This is a genomic window from Shewanella sp. Pdp11, from assembly GCF_002838165.1.
Lineage (GTDB): Bacteria > Pseudomonadota > Gammaproteobacteria > Enterobacterales > Shewanellaceae > Shewanella > Shewanella hafniensis.
Map to the genome: position 1 here is coordinate 655,190 of NZ_CP015194.1, position 15,590 is coordinate 670,779.

Consider the following 15,590-nt stretch of genomic DNA (forward strand, 5'->3'; position numbering starts at 1 on the left):
AAATCAAGATGGGATAAGTGTGCAACAAGGGGCTGCGAGTGTACAGCCCCATCGATACCCAAGCTATCTGAAGATACGAATCCTGCATCTTCAGGTCGTTTGGGTATAAGTAATGCTCTGCAGGATTAATCCCAGCTGAGGATTACTTTACCTGATTGGCCCGAGCCCATAGCGTCGAAACCTTGTTGGAAATCATCAATCTTGAAGTGGTGAGTGATGATAGGCGAAATATCTAAGCCAGATTGGATGAGGCTCGCCATCTTGTACCAAGTTTCGAACATTTCGCGGCCGTAGATGCCTTTAATGACCAAACCTTTGAAGATCACTTTGCTCCAATCAATCGCCATTTCGCCACCAGGAATACCCAGCATAGCGACTTTGCCGCCGTGGTTCATGGTATCTAACATGGCGTGGAAGGCCGATGGTACGCCAGACATTTCTAAACCGACGTCAAAACCTTCGGTCATGCCCAGTTCCTTCATCACGTCTTTCAGGCTTTCTTTAGACACATTGACTGCGCGAGTGGCACCCATTTTACGGGCCAGCTCTAAGCGGTATTCGTTGACGTCGGTGATCACCACATGGCGCGCACCTACGTGACGACATACGGCCGCAGCCATAATGCCGATGGGGCCTGCGCCTGTGATCAACACGTCTTCGCCGACTAAATCGAAGGACAACGCTGTGTGAACGGCGTTACCGAATGGGTCGAAGATTGAGGCTAAATCATCGCTGATGTCATCAGGGATTTTAAAGGCGTTAAAGGCAGGGATCACTAAGTATTCCGCGAATGAACCTTCACGGTTTACACCGACACCAGAGGTGTTGCGGCATAAATGGGTGCGGCCAGCGCGGCAGTTACGGCAGTGGCCGCAGGTGATATGGCCTTCGCCTGATACGCGGTCGCCAATCTTAAAACCGCGAACTTCTTGGCCGATATCAACCACTTCACCTACATATTCATGGCCAACAACCATAGGAACGGGAATGGTTTTTTGCGACCATTCGTCCCAGTTGTAGATGTGCATGTCGGTGCCACAAATCGCCGTTTTTTTAATTTTGATCAGCAGATCGTTGTGGCCCATTACTGGCTTAGGCGCATCGACTAACCAAATACCTTTTTCGGCTTTTAACTTGCTTAGTGCTTTCATTGTCTCAAGTCCTAAATAGGGGTTAAATAATGCCCATTTCTTTGGCAATACGGGTAAAGGCGGTAATCGCTTTGTCGAGTTGCTCACGGGTATGTGCCGCTGACATTTGCGTACGGATACGGGCTTGTCCCTTAGGAACTACTGGGAACGAGAAGCCAATAACATAAATATGTTCTGCTAATAAGCGGTTAGCAAAGTCGCCTGCTAGTTTCGCATCGCCAATCATCACTGGGATAATCGCGTGGTCGGCGCCACCTAAGGTAAAGCCAGCTGCTGACATTTGCTCACGGAAATAACGGCTGTTTTCCCATACGGCTTCGCGCAGGGCTTGGCCTGATTTGAGCATTTCTAATACATGGATAGATGCAGTCACGATTGACGGCGCTAATGAGTTAGAGAACAGGTAAGGGCGTGAACGCTGGCGTAACCAGTCGATAACTTCTTTTTTACCCGAAGTGAAACCGCCCGATGCGCCGCCGAGTGCTTTGCCTAAGGTGCCTGTGATGATGTCGACTCTGTCCATCACATTGCAATATTCGTGGGTGCCACGGCCGTTTGCGCCGATAAAGCCTACCGCGTGAGAGTCATCGACCATCACCAGTGCGCCGTATTTATCGGCTAAATCACATACGCCTTGCAGATTAGCAATCACGCCGTCCATCGAAAATACGCCGTCGGTGGCGATCAAGATATTACGGGCGCCTGCTTCTTTCGCGGCGATCAACTGAGTTTCTAAATCGGCCATGTCGTTGTTGGCATAGCGGAAACGCTTGGCTTTACATAAACGTACACCGTCGATGATAGAAGCATGGTTTAGCGCATCGGAAATAATCGCGTCTTCTGCATCTAACAAGGTTTCGAATAAACCGGCGTTAGCATCAAAACATGAAGAATAAAGAATGGTGTCTTCAGTGCCGAGGAATTCACTCAGGCTAGCTTCTAGCTTTTTATGGATATCTTGGGTACCGCAAATAAAGCGCACTGACGCCATACCAAAGCCGTGGCTGTCTAAGCCCTGTTGGGCGGCTTTGATTAGCTCAGGGTGATTCGCTAAGCCTAAGTAATTATTCGCGCAAAAGTTAACAACTTCTTGCTGATTAACTTGAATGGCAGTCTGTTGCGGTGAGGCAATAACACGCTCGCTTTTATATAAGCCTTCGGCTTTGATGTCTGCAAGCTGTTGATTAATCTGTGCGTAGAATGAGGTAGAGGCCACCTGATATCTCCTTAGTTAACTTTATTCTGATTTTGGGAGTGGCGGCATTCTAACTCTAAACCTAATCGGCCTACAGCCTTTTTTTCATGCAGGTTCGCAAGATAAACGAGTTTAGGGCTAAAGTGGGTTTTACATTATAAAAACTAATGTGCAACATAAGTTTGCCACTGTTTGGCTGAGTCTTCTTTTAAGAGATGTAGAGCGAAAAACGGGCTCGCACTCAGTACTATAATTGCTTTGAGCTTAGTTCCGAATGCGAGTTCCCAACAAAGGTGTTTGGGATGATGCTAGAGGGATTCTTGACTCGCTAGCGCGTGGTAATGTTGCTCTAGGCGAGTAAACGTTGCGACGGATGTCGGGGTTGCATAGGCTTTGAAAATCATCAGCACCCTTAATACGCCTTCATAAAGTGTCGCTTTAGTGATGGTCGATGTGCTGGATTGCGTGAGTTGGTAACCAATCCAAAAGCTGACGATCATCTTGATGGTATCTGCCAGTGGCGTGATTTTGTCGCTCTCTAAGTGTAAAAAGCCATCTTGCTTAAGTTTATGCAGCACGTGGCTCGAACGCGTTAAGACTTGTTGCTGTGCATGCAAATAGCGTTTTTTTAGCTCTTCATCGCGGGCGAGAATATCCGCAAGGTTGGCGTACATGAAGCGGAATTGCCACAGGGTATAGAACATGGCATCGAAGTAGCCGATTAACAGTTCCACATCCACTTGCTTATCTTCATAGGGTTGGAAACCCGATTCGAGATGATTCTCATATAAGCTGAAAATGCAGCGGATAATGTCTTCTTTATTGCGAAAATGGTAATAAAGATTCCCGGGACTCATATTTAAGTGAGCGGCAATGTGATTGGTGGTGATGTTTCTTTCACCATGCTCGTTGAACAGTTCAAGACTGGCATAGATTATTTTGTCGCGGGTTTTCATAAGTTATCCAAATTGCTAGTGAACGCCACATCATAGATAGAGTTAACCAACGACCGCCATACTGCTGGTAAATTATCCCTAATTTGGTGCATATGCTAACATTGCCGCCATTCATCAGGCAAAACTCATAAGCACGTTTTTAATGAATCGTTTTCTCTATTCCACGATCTTATATTTATTATCCCCTTTGCTAATCGTCTATTTAGCATTTCGTGCTATCAAAAGTCCCGATTACCGTGGTCGTTGGGGGGAGCGTTTTGGATTAACCCAACTAAAATCGACGGATTTACTGATCCATTCTGTGTCTATGGGGGAAACGCTCGCGGCAATCCCTTTGATCCGTTTGATTATGCAATCACACCCTGAGCTAAGTATTACGGTTACCACAACCAGTCCAACAGGATCTGCGCAGGTGCGCAAAGCCTTTGGTGACTCAGTGCAACATTGTTATTTGCCCTTTGACTTACCTTGGTGCGTGCGGCGTTTCTTGCGCCAAGTCTCACCTAAATCTTGCATCATTATGGAAACCGAACTGTGGCCTAACTTAGTTGCTGTTGCTGCTAAACGCGGTGTGCGCTTGATGTTGGCTAATGCACGCCTGTCGGCCAAGTCGGCGGCGCAATATGCTAAGCGCCCTAAACTCAGTCGACCTATGTTGCAACGACTCGATGTTATTGCGGTGCAGACTCAAGTAGAAGCGCAACGTTTTATCGAGTTAGGAGTATCGCCGGACAGAGTGACAGTATGCGGTAGCTTGAAATTTGATCTCAGTATTACGCCTGAGCGTTTAGCTAATGCCAAGCAGTTGCGTCAGGCTTGGGGGCGTGAAACCTCGCCGATTTGGGTTGCTGGCAGTGTGCATCCTGGAGAATTTAACGCCATGCTCACTGCCCATAGGCAATTATTGGCTCAGTGGCCCGATGCCTTGATGATTATTGCGCCGCGTCATCCTGAGCAGTTTTCTGCCGTTGCTGAGGTTGTTGCCAGCCAAGGTTTTGAATTAATTCGTCGCAGCAGTAATCTTCCTGTGACGGCAACGACTCAAGTGCTGGTCGGCGATACCATGGGTGAACTTCTGACTTTTTACGGCGCGGCGGACCAAGCTTTTGTCGGTGGTACGCTGATCAATAATGGTGGCCATAATCCCTTGGAGCCAGTCGCTATGGGCGTGCCTGTTATGGTGGGGCCGAACCATTGGGACTTTGCCCAAATTACGCAGATGTTGGCGGATGCTGGTGGGTTAAGGGTTGTCACTTCGGCGGATGAACTTGCCGCTAACTTGATTGAGTATTTTGCTAAACCTGAGTTACGCCTGCAGGCGGTGAACGCGGGATTGGCTGTGGTTGAGGCTAATCGTGGTGCCTTGCAACGACAATTTCTTCTCGCGAAGTCTTTAATAACCTATTAATTCAAAAAGATAATTTTTTAGTGGTTCAGGCGCTTTGCATCGCCGCTTGATAGCCCTGCATCAGTGATGACCAGTTATCAGCGGTGAAGGCAAGGTTTGGTAGCTTGGCTTGTTCTTTATTGAAGGAACGTAACAGTCTGTCTAGATTTGATTGCTGCCATTGCGGGCTCGGTGTTTTTAACTCGCCGCGGTCGAAATCGATAAGATAAAACCGTTCTGGCGTTATGGGTTCAGTTTGCGCGGGCTGGAACAGAATATTCTTGGCATTGAGGTCGGCGTGGTACACACCACGCTGATGGAATTGGGCGATGCAAGCCCCTAATGCTTGCCATTGCTCAGTGCTCATTATCCCTTTGCTGAGTTTAGCGACTAAATCTTCGGCACCTTCGACCCGTTCGATAATGATATCGGCGCGGTAAAATAATCCATCGCGCACTATGTTGGCGGCAATCGGTTTAGGTACAGCAAAATCTTCGCGATACAAAATGTCTAATAAGCGTAACTCACCCATGGCGCGGGTATTTTCGAGGCCAGTATAAACGTAAGCGTCTTTGCTGAATTTCTCCATTAAGCCGCCACGCCAATAATGACGCAATACCCAATGACTGTGCTCAAATGCCACAAACCAAGTGGTGTAGCGGCCTTTGGATGAACCTACGACAGCATTTTTAGCCCGCCAAAAATCCACCGAGAACCACGCGGGATCGATATCTGTTGGCGTATCTTGGCAAACTGCCATGTGACCTCGGGCGGTTTTTATGAGCTGTATCTGAGCATTCATCGGAGATTTGTTGACTTAAGCGTGGCACCTAGGGCCATTCTACATTAAGATCCTTAGCTTGCGCCAAATAACCTTAAGAGCTTTTAGCTTCAATCCCAATGAGTTTAAATCCCAATACCATGAATTCTCTTTGTTTGCTGCGCTTATCCGCTATCGGTGACGTCTGTCATGCCGTGGCAATGGTGCAGGCGATTCAGCGGCAATACCCCGAGCTCAAAATCACATGGGTGATCGGTAAACTCGAATATCAATTGTTGAAGCATTTACCCGGCATTGAGTTTGTTATTTTCGATAAATCTCAAGGATGGCGCAGCTATTTTAATTTGCGTAAGGCCTTAAAAGGCCGACGTTTTGACGTGCTGCTGCATATGCAGGTTGCGCTACGTGCCACTTTGGCTTCATTAGCCATTTCGGCAAAGGTGCGCATAGGTTTTGATCGTGCCCGCGCTAAAGAAGGTCAGTGGCTAGTGACAAATCACAGGGTGGAGCCCTTGGCCAAGCCCCATGTGCTCGAAGGGTTTATGGGATTCGCTAAGGCTATTGGCGTTAAGGATCTTACTCCTCAATGGCATATTCCTGTGCCAATTGCGGATACTGAATTTGCCCAGACGCAGATTAAAGACAATGAAAAAGTCTTTATCATTTGCGCCGCAGCCAGTAAGGCTGAACGTAACTGGTTACCAGAGCGTTATGCCGCCGTCGCGAGCCATGCGATTGCGCAAGGATTTAGAGTCATGCTGTGCGGTGGTCCAACTCAACTTGAGAAGGATTTAGCCGAGCAAATTTTGCAGGCTTGTCCTTCTAAAATCGATAATTTAGTGGGCAAAACCAGTCTGACTCAACTCTTAGCACTGCTAAAACGCGCCAGTTTAGTGTTAGCGCCAGATACCGGTCCTGCGCATATGGCGGTGACCCAAGGCACGCCAGTCATTGGTTTATATGCCCATTCAAATCCTGGGCGCACAGGTCCTTATCTATCTCCGCAATATGTGGTGAGTGCCTATGATGAGGCCATGAGGTTGCAGCATAGTGGACAAATTACGTGGGGAACTCGCGCTAAAGGCGAGCATCTAATGTCATTGATTAGTGTTGAAGCTGTGATTGAGAAGTTTGATGAGGTGGCGCATGACACTAAAACTTCAGAATAAATTTATTTGGATTAAAGGTTAATTATGGCTCCTCAAAAAGCCCCTAAGTTCTTGTTTATCCCAGTCTCATCGGCAGAGGGCATAGGTGAGTATATGCGCTCAATGATCATTGCCGATGAGGTGAAAAGAACTTGGCCGAATGCCGAGATCAAGTTTATTTTAAGTGAACAAGCACCCTATGCAGCTCAATGCCCTTATCCTGCTGAATTACTCAAAGATACGCCGACTAAACAAGTCAAAGCGGTGAATCAAATCATGTCTGATTACCTGCCCGATATAGTATTGTTCGATGCTTCTGGGCGTAAATCACAGTTAGTCCATGCCCATAAACTCGGCGCTAAGGTCATATTTCTCAGCCAGCACAAGCGTAAGCGTAGCCGTGGAATGAAAATTGGCCGCGCTTTAGTGACGGATTGTCATTGGGTCGTGCAACCAGAATTTGTGATCGGTCCTATCAGTTGGTTAGATCGCCTGAAGCTGAAACTCATTAATAAACCCGCGCCTTTGAATATAGGTCCAGTCTTTACTCAACCCGATGCAAGCACTCAAGCGGCATTATTAGCGCAATATCAGCTAACGCAAAATGAGTTTGTATTATTTAATGCGGGTTCTGGTGGGCACAAGGTAAATGGCGAATTAGCCGCAGATATTTTTGCTCAGGCCGCTCATGAAAGCTATAAAGCATCTGGCATAACAAGTGTCATGGTTTTTGGCCCTAATTATCCAAATCCTCTGCCTGAGCTTGAGGGGGTAGTTGTTATTCCTCAATTGAATAATCAGCAATTTATTAATATTTTGGCCGCGGCTAAGGCTGCCGTATTGAGCGGTGGAGATACTTTATTACAAGCGATAGCGCTGCACAAACCGACCTTGGCTGTTCCTGTATCTAAGGATCAGCCGCCAAGGATTGAAAAATGTATATCTGCAAATGTTGCTTTTGGCTGTGAGATTGAGCTTGATACGCTTAATGGTAATATTAAGCAGTTATTATCTTCCGATGGTATTATGCGATTGGCAACAAGTTTAAATAAAGATTCTAAATTGGATGGACTTGAGCTTGTGATAAAGCAGTTAGAACAGTGGATTAAGTTGTAAGGGAAAATCTTAAATTTATTCTTTTTAAAGAATTTAGAGGCTCTCAAGTTATGAGTGTTAATGAAAATGTGTGTGATTATTGTGACTTTATCGTCGATTTGACTAGTTTGGATAAACCAAGATTACCAGGTATAAGTGCCATTCTTCGTATAAAAAATGGTGCAGAATTTTTAAGGCTTAGTATTGAGTCTCATTTACTTTATTATGATGAGATTGTTGCCTGTTATAATGATTGTACAGATAACACTGCTGAAATATTAAATGAATTAAAAGAGAAATACCCTGAAAAAATAAAGATTTTTGAATATTTGCCTAAAGTACATCCTATTTTTTCAGATGAACATAATAGCTGTGTAACAGATAATGTTCATAGTTTGGCAAATTTTTATAATTATGCTCTTTCAAAAGCTAGCTATAAAATAGCAACAAAATTAGACGATGATCATGTTGCTATCGACAAAAATCTGACTCCAGTAATAACGGAAATTAGACGTGATATGTTGTTGGGTGTTAATAAAATATATACATTCTCCGGTGTGAATTTAGCTTTAGATACGAATGCTAAATTAGGGGTTTATAAAAGAGAACCTCTAGTTGGTACTGGGGATCATATGTACTTTCCTGTTTCTTCAGATATCTACTTCTCACAAGAAAAAAATGTTGAGGCATTTAGATTTGTTGGTAGAAAAATTGAAAAAAAATATATGGGGATAATATATTTTCATCTAAAGCATTTGAAAAATGGTTATGGATTTTTAAATTTGGAGCCCCAAAAGCGTGATGAGATTATGCAGCAATATGCTTCAAATTCAGATGTTGTTAGTTTAGATGACTTTATTAGCGAGGATTCTATAAATAATCTACGCAAACATCATAACGTTATTGAGTATTGGTTACGAACACGAAAAACAGTCAATGCTATCATTTATGTATTATTTAAAAGAAATCCACCATTAAGAATTGCTCGCTTACACCAGCTTTTTCAGGATTTAAATGGTATTGATTTAGATGAATGCGTTATGAAACGGTTGGAGAGGTTTTGATTTATGATGGACCTATTGTGAGGAATAGTTATGAGTAATCGCACAGTTTCACTGGTTATCACGAGTTGTAATCGTTTTGATTTACTTGAAAAAACAATTGAAAGTTTTTTAAAGTATAATACTTATCCCATATCACAATATATTGTTATAGAAGATAGTCACAATCGTGAAAAACTTGAAAACACACTAAGTAAGTTTAAAGGAATAGAATTTACTCTGGTTCATAATGAACCTCAGTTAGGACAAATGAAAAGTATTGATAAAGCTTATTCATTAGTGACTTCTGAATATATTTTTCATTGTGAGGATGATTGGGAGTTTTATCGTACAGGGTTTGTTGAAAATTCGCTGAAAGTGTTGCTTTCAGATGATAAAGTTGTAACCGTTTGGCTGCGTGAGACAAGTGATACTAATGGGCATTCGGTGTTGTCTGAGTTATATACTTGTCCTACCGATGAGTCGTTAAAGTATCAAATAATGCATACAAATGACTTACTTCATGGTGTCTATTGGCATGGTTTTACTTTAAATCCGGGTTTAAGGCGTTTAGCCGATTATCAGTTGATTGCTCCAATTGCACAATATTCGAGCGAAGGCGGTACAGGCAATAAATACTATGAATTAGGATTTATTGCTGCAATTTTCCCTAAAGGCAGTGTTAGACATATAGGTTATCATCGAGGTATTCGTTACAAACCCAATATAGCTAAATGGCGAAAAGATCTTAATGTCGCATTTAGAAAATTTAAATCTAAGATACATAAAACACTAAAAAATTAATTTGATAACCAGAGTTGTTTTTTTCTAACTCTGGTTTTGATATGTGTTATTGTTTATTCATTAAATCTATCCAATCTTTTCCCCACTTTTCTTTGCTACATGGATAAGCGATCGAGTTTAAACCATTTTGTGCGAGTTTTTTGCAGAAATCAAAATCATCTAGTGCAGTAAAAAGTGCCTGTTCCATTTCTTGTGAATTAGGCATGACTAATAAACCATTGTATTCATTAATAATGAGATTAGATAGTCCGCCGATATTAGAACTGATTACCATACAACCTGCAGCCATAGCCTCAATCATTGAGAGAGATGTACCTTCAGAACCTAAAGTCGGAATGATAGCTATGTGATGCTCTTTATGTATTTTGAAACTTTCAGATGGACCATATTTAGTTATTTTAACGTTAGAATGACTAGAAAATAATGATTCTAAGTATGGTTTTAGAGGGCCATCACCTGCAAAATTGACTTCTATTCTATATTGATTTGATAGTTTGCTTATAATTGGAGCAATCAATGCAATCCCACGATAGTCAACAAAGCGACGAGCAATAATTATTTTAATTACACGGTCATCACTCCATTTTTTATCAAAATCAGATTGATTAACTCTTTCGGTATAGAAATTATATATTACTTTTACATTCTTGCTGCTAACATTAAACCAAGTACGATACCAATTTATAAAATTATGATCTACGCACACTAATGTTGAATTATTGTTTATGTACGATAGATATTTACATTGATTTAATAGCGAAGATAGAAATTGAATAACGGCATTTTTATTTTTCCTTGGTTTATCCCAAGAGATACCATGTTGAATAGCTATTTGTTTATAACCTTTCAAATTAACCGAATATGAGTCTGTTGCATAAATTATAATATCAGTCTTTTTATTTGCATTTTTTTTAACCCATTTTGCAAGAGCATACTTCTTTAGATTGCCACGAAAGCATCCTGTATTTATTCCATGAACATTCATATGTTCAGTTTTTATAGAAAATGAATCTTTTGCGGGTTGTACTAGATGACAATCCCACCCATTTCGAGATAAAACTTCAGCTAAACTAATAATGTAATTTTCTATACCGCCTATAGTTGTTAATGCCCTTTCCGAATTATACATAGAGCGATAGATTATATAAATATTTGACATTATTTTACCTGATAATGAAGTTTGATAATATTAAGTATTCTTTGGCACGTATGCCCATCACCATAAGGGTTAACTGTATCACCAAAAGCCTTTTGGTTTTTTATCAAAATATTAACTTCAGATACTATTTTATCAACATCAGTTCCTACAAGTCTAACCGTTCCTGCAGAAACAGCTTCAGGTCTTTCGGTTTTATCACGTAAAACAAGCACTGGTTTTTTTAAGGATGGAGCTTCTTCCTGTATTCCGCCTGAATCAGTGAGAATAATATCAGCTCGATCCATTAATGTTACAAAAGACTGATAATCCAAAGGATCAATAAGATGGAAATTATCTAACCCACCTAAGTGTTTGAAAACTGGTTCTTGTACTTTAGGGTTTAAATGTACAGGATAAACTAACTCCCAATCTTTGTTCTCTAATGCAATTGTTTTTAGTGCGGTACAAATATTTTCGAATCCAACACCAAAATTCTCCCTACGATGCCCAGTAATTAAAATAACTTTTTTTCCGTCTAATATATTTAGCAAGTCTTTTAATTCATCAGAGTGTGGGAAATCGCCTTTCTTCGTTATAGATAATGTTTGAAATAAAGCATCAATTACAGTATTTCCCGTAACATAGATACTTTCAGGAAGATAACCTTCATTTTTTAAATTTTCAGCTGAGGAAGGGGTTGGTGCAAAATGCAATGACGATAATACAGCTGTTAATTTTCGATTAGCTTCTTCTGGCCAAGGTGAAGTTATATCACCTGTACGCAAACCAGCTTCAACATGACCGACATCAACTTTTTGATAAAATGCCGCCAAAGCCGCAGAAAATGAAGTGGTAGTATCCCCATGAACTAAAACCAGTTGAGGTTGAAATTCTTTAATGACCTTCCCGACACCCTCAACGATTGCGCCAGTCAACCATTCTAAGGTTTGATTTGGCTTCATCAGATTTAAATCGTAGTCAGGGGTCAATTCGAAAATACTTAGCACTTGGTCAAGCATATGGCGATGTTGTGCTGTGACACAAATTTTGACATCTAATTGAGGGTCATTGGCTAGCATTTTTGCCAAAGGACACATTTTTATTGCTTCAGGTCGAGTGCCAAATACGAGGAGAATTTTCACAATAAAACCTACCCAAGTTAAGGTCAGAAAGTAGTCATTGTTTCGGTGTGCTATTGATTCATTAATTAACAGCTGCCATATCACAATTTTCGAGTCAGTATTCTACCTTTTAGGCTGTCTTTTGGCTATGGCATACCGAGTAGGATTAAATGCCATCGGGACTATATCTAGTGCTCCGTTCAGTATATGAAAGATATTTTGCTTAGCGGTATAAGCGGGTGATAGACTTTTATATACCGTAGCTTAAACGTTTTTTGTAAATTATATGCACACAAGAGCGATTTATCCTGGGACGTTTGATCCCATTACCAATGGTCATGCCGATTTGATTGAGCGAGCGGCTAAGCTGTTTAAGCATGTGATTATTGGTATTGCAGCCAATCCTTCCAAGCAGCCAAGATTCACCTTGGAAGAGCGGGTTGAACTGGTAAATCGTGTCACCGCTCATTTGGATAATGTCGAGGTGGTGGGATTTTCTGGCCTGTTAGTGGATTTTGCCAAGGAACAAAAAGCCAGTGTGCTAGTGCGTGGCTTACGTGCGGTATCTGACTTTGAATATGAATTCCAGCTAGCAAATATGAATCGTCGATTGAGCCCAGATCTGGAAAGCGTGTTTTTAACGCCTGCCGAGGAAAATTCCTTTATCTCCTCAACCTTAGTAAAGGAAGTCGCTTTGCATGGTGGCGATGTGAGCCAATTTGTTCACTCAGAAGTGGCGATAGCATTAGCAGCAAAGCTTAAGCTGGCTAAACCTTAGATTTTACCCGCGTACCTGATGGTTTTTACGTAGGCGTTTTGTGTTAACTTTGAGGCATTGTGGCCTCGCGATGATACTTAAAAGGATGTTATGAAGGCTTTTTTAACCCCCACGATCCTTGCTACTAGCATTGCCTCTGGCCTATTTTTTTCTTCAATGCTTGCCGCTGCCCCTTGGGTTGATGCTTCTGACATTTATCTTCGAGCCGATATTCAAGCGTTGGCCGATGCGGGTGTGATCACTGTTCCTGTGAATACTTATCCCTTAATGTGGTCAGGAATTGGCAGCGATTTAGCAAAAGTAGAGCCTGAATTGCTTTCTCCTAGTTTAGTGCAAGCCTTTGCTCGGGTTAACTTTTACTATCAAAATGCTGTCGATAATCGCGGCAATGCGAGGGTTAAAGTCTCGGGCGCGACCGATCCTGCTCGTTTTCAACACTATGGCTCCGATTATCGCGAGAAAGGTGAAGTGCTGGGCTCCTACGAGTATTTAGGATCGCGTGTTGCCTATAAGGCGACTGTGGCAGAAACCTATGATCCACAAGATAATAAAAATTTTCGCCTCGATGAGTCATATTTTGCCATCATTTTCGGTAATTGGATTGCGACCTTAGGTTCGGTTGAACAGTGGTGGGGGCCTGGATTTGACTCTGCATTGCACCGCTCTAATAACGCTCGCCCTATGCAGTCGCTAACACTGAGCCGCAATAATGCTGCAGCCTTTGAAACGCCATGGTTATCGTGGATTGGTCCTTGGATATTTAAAACTGGATTTAGCTTAACGGAAGTCGAGCGTGCTGTGCCTAAAACGGCTGTGTGGGATATGCGCTTAAGTGCAAGACCGATTAAGCAGCTAGAAGTGGGTCTGTCGTGGTCTACATTATTTTGTGGAGAGGGCCAAGATTGTAACTTCAACTCTTGGTGGGATTCGGTTGCCAGCAACTCAGTTTGCCTCGATGGTACAAGTGATTGCGCGCAAGAAGATCGCCATGATGCAGGTCATAGAACCCAAAGTATCGATATGCGTTATAGCAGTTCTTTGCAGGATATTCCTGTGGGATTATATCTCGAACATAGTTGTGAGAATGGCAGCGACTGCGGCTCACTTTGGGGAATTGACACCCATTTTGGCACATCGGGTAAGCAGTTTAAGCTGTTTATGGAATATTCAGACACCTATGTAAAATGTGATGGCGATAGTGCCAATTGCTTCTATGAAGATCCTGTCTATCTTAGTGGTTCTCGTTATTATGGCCGTGCTTTAGGCTCAACCTATGATAGCGATGCTCAAACGTTTGTGGTGGGATTAGTCGGCCAATTTAGTAACAGCCGAGGTTTTACCTCTTTATTGCGTTATGCGAAGTTGAATAAAGATGGCACTAATGTGGCGAGCACTTGGGCGCCACAACCACCGAAGGAAGATTTGTTGATGCTTGAGCTTTCCTATCGTATGCCCGTTTGGAAGGGAATGTGGAGCTTAGGTGGCACGGTATCGAGATCGGAATTTGATGTTCAAGAAAATGATACTAATGCCACGCTCTTTAGCAGTTTTGAGTATCGCTTCTAATCGTAGCTTACATCTAATGACAACAATAATGCCAAGCCAATACTTGGCATTTTGCTTATAAATAATGTGATAGTTAGCGTGTCTGGCAAATGCCACAGAATACTGTGGTGCGTTGGCCTAAACGGATTTCACTCAATAGGTTACCGCAGCTGGTGCAGGTTTCACCGCCGCGACCATAGACATGCAGTTTTTGGGCGAAGTAGCCGGGCTTGCCATCGGCATTGGTGAAGTCTTTCAACGTAGTGCCACCTTGCTTAATGGCGTGGGCTAAGATTTGCTTCACTTCGGCAACTAAAACGGTTAAACGCTCGATATCGATCGAGCCTGCCTCGGCTTCAGGATGAATGCCCGCCGCAAACAAGGCTTCATTAGCGTAAATGTTGCCCACTCCCACCACGATATGATTGTCCATTAGGCAGAGCTTGATGGCTTTTTTCTTGCCCGCTAAAGCTGCCGCTAATTGTGCGACATTAAAAGCCTGGGTCAGTGGCTCTGGCCCCAGTTTGGCGAGTAATGGATGGGCTTCTTCTGGGAGTTCACACCACAACCAAGCGCCGAATCGCCTTGGATCGTTAAAACGTAAAATGCGGCCGTTGGCGAGCACTAAGTCGATATGGTCATGCTTTTCCACTGGGGTATCGTGGGGCAAAATCCGTAAACTCCCCGACATGCCTAAATGCACTATGCTAGTGCCCGCGTCAGTGTCGATTAATAGATACTTAGCACGGCGTCGCACTTGGCGTATGACTTGGCCGATAATTTGTTTGGCGATGTCAGGCACTGGCCAGCGCAACGAACCATTGCGGATCACAAGATCAACAACGGTTTGTTCGACAAGGAAGGGGGCAATACCCTGACGGGTGACTTCAACTTCTGGTAATTCCGGCATGGATTCTTTCTTATCTTAAGTAAAATGGGGCGGCATTAAGCTGCGGGTTTCGCATCGAGGATCGGTTGTAGTTTAGCTCGTAAACTCGGAGGCACTAAATACCAATTGCCAGCGGGTGACTTTAACGCGCCTTCATTGGGGAAATAGATCCACAGCTGAGCATCGCGGATATCTGCAATCTGGATGACTAATTCTTGCGGATTATCTGTGGTTTCTGGTGCCGCCGTTAAGGGAGACACCCGTATGGTTTGCCACGCCTTTGCCCATTCATCACAGTTGAGAACTTTAGTGTCGCACTCCCATTGTGAGGCTTGCTTGTGCAGCCACATTCCATCGAGTTGCAGCTGTGAAAGCGGCGCATTATCGTCAAATAACAGCTGAGCATCACTCGGAACATTATTGGTCTTGTTATCCATATAAGTCAGCACGGCGACCATAAAGACGCAGGCGACAATAATGACGTTATTCCATTGCTTACGAGTTAAGGCCATAGAAAAGTGTGACGCTAAGTATGGGGTGATGCTTCGAGTTTATCACGGCC

The 15,590-nt window shown here is 43.1% G+C and carries 15 protein-coding genes; 7 read left to right on the plus strand and 8 right to left on the minus strand.

Annotated features, from left to right (window positions below; all coding sequences use genetic code 11):
• Positions 1-125: 125 nt before the first annotated feature.
• The 3 genes from tdh to AYJ58_RS03070 form a co-directional block, all read right to left on the minus strand.
• On the minus strand, positions 126-1,151 hold the full coding sequence (gene tdh / locus AYJ58_RS03060) for an L-threonine 3-dehydrogenase (RefSeq protein ID WP_006079369.1): 1,026 nt from the start codon (positions 1,149-1,151) through the stop codon (positions 126-128).
• 22 nt (positions 1,152-1,173) lie between these two features.
• A complete protein-coding gene (locus AYJ58_RS03065; protein ID WP_106648829.1) occupies positions 1,174-2,367 on the minus strand; it encodes a glycine C-acetyltransferase in 1,194 nt (397 codons plus the stop codon).
• 287 nt (positions 2,368-2,654) lie between these two features.
• Entirely contained in the window at positions 2,655-3,302 is a 648-nt protein-coding gene (locus tag AYJ58_RS03070) for a TetR/AcrR family transcriptional regulator (RefSeq protein WP_106648831.1), read from the minus strand.
• Between the two features lie 142 nt (positions 3,303-3,444).
• Here AYJ58_RS03070 and waaA point away from each other — a divergent pair, with 142 nt between their 5' ends.
• Entirely contained in the window at positions 3,445-4,710 is a 1,266-nt protein-coding gene (waaA, locus tag AYJ58_RS03075) for a lipid IV(A) 3-deoxy-D-manno-octulosonic acid transferase (protein WP_106648833.1), read from the plus strand.
• A 25-nt stretch (positions 4,711-4,735) separates the two neighbouring features.
• Here waaA and AYJ58_RS03080 read toward each other — a convergent pair whose 3' ends face one another.
• Positions 4,736-5,491: a 3-deoxy-D-manno-octulosonic acid kinase gene (locus AYJ58_RS03080; RefSeq protein ID WP_106648835.1), complete on the minus strand. Its 756-nt coding sequence runs from the start codon at positions 5,489-5,491 to the stop codon at positions 4,736-4,738.
• Positions 5,492-5,589: 98 nt separating this feature from the next.
• On the opposite strand from AYJ58_RS03080, the gene AYJ58_RS03085 reads away from it, so the two are divergent.
• Genes AYJ58_RS03085 through AYJ58_RS03100 form a run of 4 tightly spaced genes read left to right on the plus strand, consistent with a single transcriptional unit; the run spans position 5,590 to position 9,557 of the window.
• On the plus strand, positions 5,590-6,639 hold the full coding sequence (locus tag AYJ58_RS03085) for a glycosyltransferase family 9 protein (protein WP_106648837.1): 1,050 nt from the start codon (positions 5,590-5,592) through the stop codon (positions 6,637-6,639).
• 24 nt (positions 6,640-6,663) lie between these two features.
• Positions 6,664-7,734: a hypothetical protein gene (locus tag AYJ58_RS03090; RefSeq protein ID WP_106648839.1), complete on the plus strand. Its 1,071-nt coding sequence runs from the start codon at positions 6,664-6,666 to the stop codon at positions 7,732-7,734.
• 50 nt (positions 7,735-7,784) lie between these two features.
• Positions 7,785-8,777, plus strand: a complete 993-nt coding sequence (locus AYJ58_RS03095; protein WP_106648842.1) for a hypothetical protein — start codon at positions 7,785-7,787, stop codon at positions 8,775-8,777.
• A gap of 30 nt (positions 8,778-8,807) precedes the next feature.
• Entirely contained in the window at positions 8,808-9,557 is a 750-nt protein-coding gene (locus AYJ58_RS03100) for a glycosyltransferase family A protein (protein ID WP_106648844.1), read from the plus strand.
• A 46-nt stretch (positions 9,558-9,603) separates the two neighbouring features.
• Here the strand turns inward: AYJ58_RS03100 and AYJ58_RS03105 are convergent, their stop codons facing one another.
• Together AYJ58_RS03105 and wecB are read right to left on the minus strand one after the other, a co-directional pair.
• Positions 9,604-10,716, minus strand: a complete 1,113-nt coding sequence (locus AYJ58_RS03105) for a glycosyltransferase family 4 protein (protein ID WP_106648846.1) — start codon at positions 10,714-10,716, stop codon at positions 9,604-9,606.
• Positions 10,716-11,837 carry a non-hydrolyzing UDP-N-acetylglucosamine 2-epimerase gene (gene wecB, locus AYJ58_RS03110; protein WP_106651733.1) on the minus strand — a complete coding sequence of 374 codons (1,122 nt, stop codon included), beginning with the start codon at positions 11,835-11,837 and terminating at the stop codon, positions 10,716-10,718. The genes AYJ58_RS03105 and wecB overlap by 1 nt, the downstream gene beginning before the upstream one ends.
• Before the next feature lie 265 nt (positions 11,838-12,102).
• Between wecB and coaD the strand changes: the two genes are divergently transcribed.
• Positions 12,103-12,594, plus strand: a complete 492-nt coding sequence (gene coaD, locus AYJ58_RS03115; protein ID WP_106648848.1) for a pantetheine-phosphate adenylyltransferase — start codon at positions 12,103-12,105, stop codon at positions 12,592-12,594.
• A 90-nt stretch (positions 12,595-12,684) separates the two neighbouring features.
• Positions 12,685-14,160: a capsule assembly Wzi family protein gene (locus AYJ58_RS03120; RefSeq protein ID WP_106648850.1), complete on the plus strand. Its 1,476-nt coding sequence runs from the start codon at positions 12,685-12,687 to the stop codon at positions 14,158-14,160.
• Between the two features lie 73 nt (positions 14,161-14,233).
• On the opposite strand, the gene mutM is transcribed toward AYJ58_RS03120, so the two are convergent.
• Positions 14,234-15,049, minus strand: coding sequence for a bifunctional DNA-formamidopyrimidine glycosylase/DNA-(apurinic or apyrimidinic site) lyase (mutM, locus tag AYJ58_RS03125; RefSeq protein WP_106648852.1), 816 nt, complete (start codon positions 15,047-15,049; stop codon positions 14,234-14,236).
• 35 nt (positions 15,050-15,084) lie between these two features.
• The gene (locus AYJ58_RS03130; protein WP_106648854.1) at positions 15,085-15,540 is read right to left on the minus strand and encodes a hypothetical protein; all 456 of its coding nucleotides are present in this window, start codon (positions 15,538-15,540) and stop codon (positions 15,085-15,087) included.
• Between the last annotated feature and the right edge of the window lie 50 nt (positions 15,541-15,590).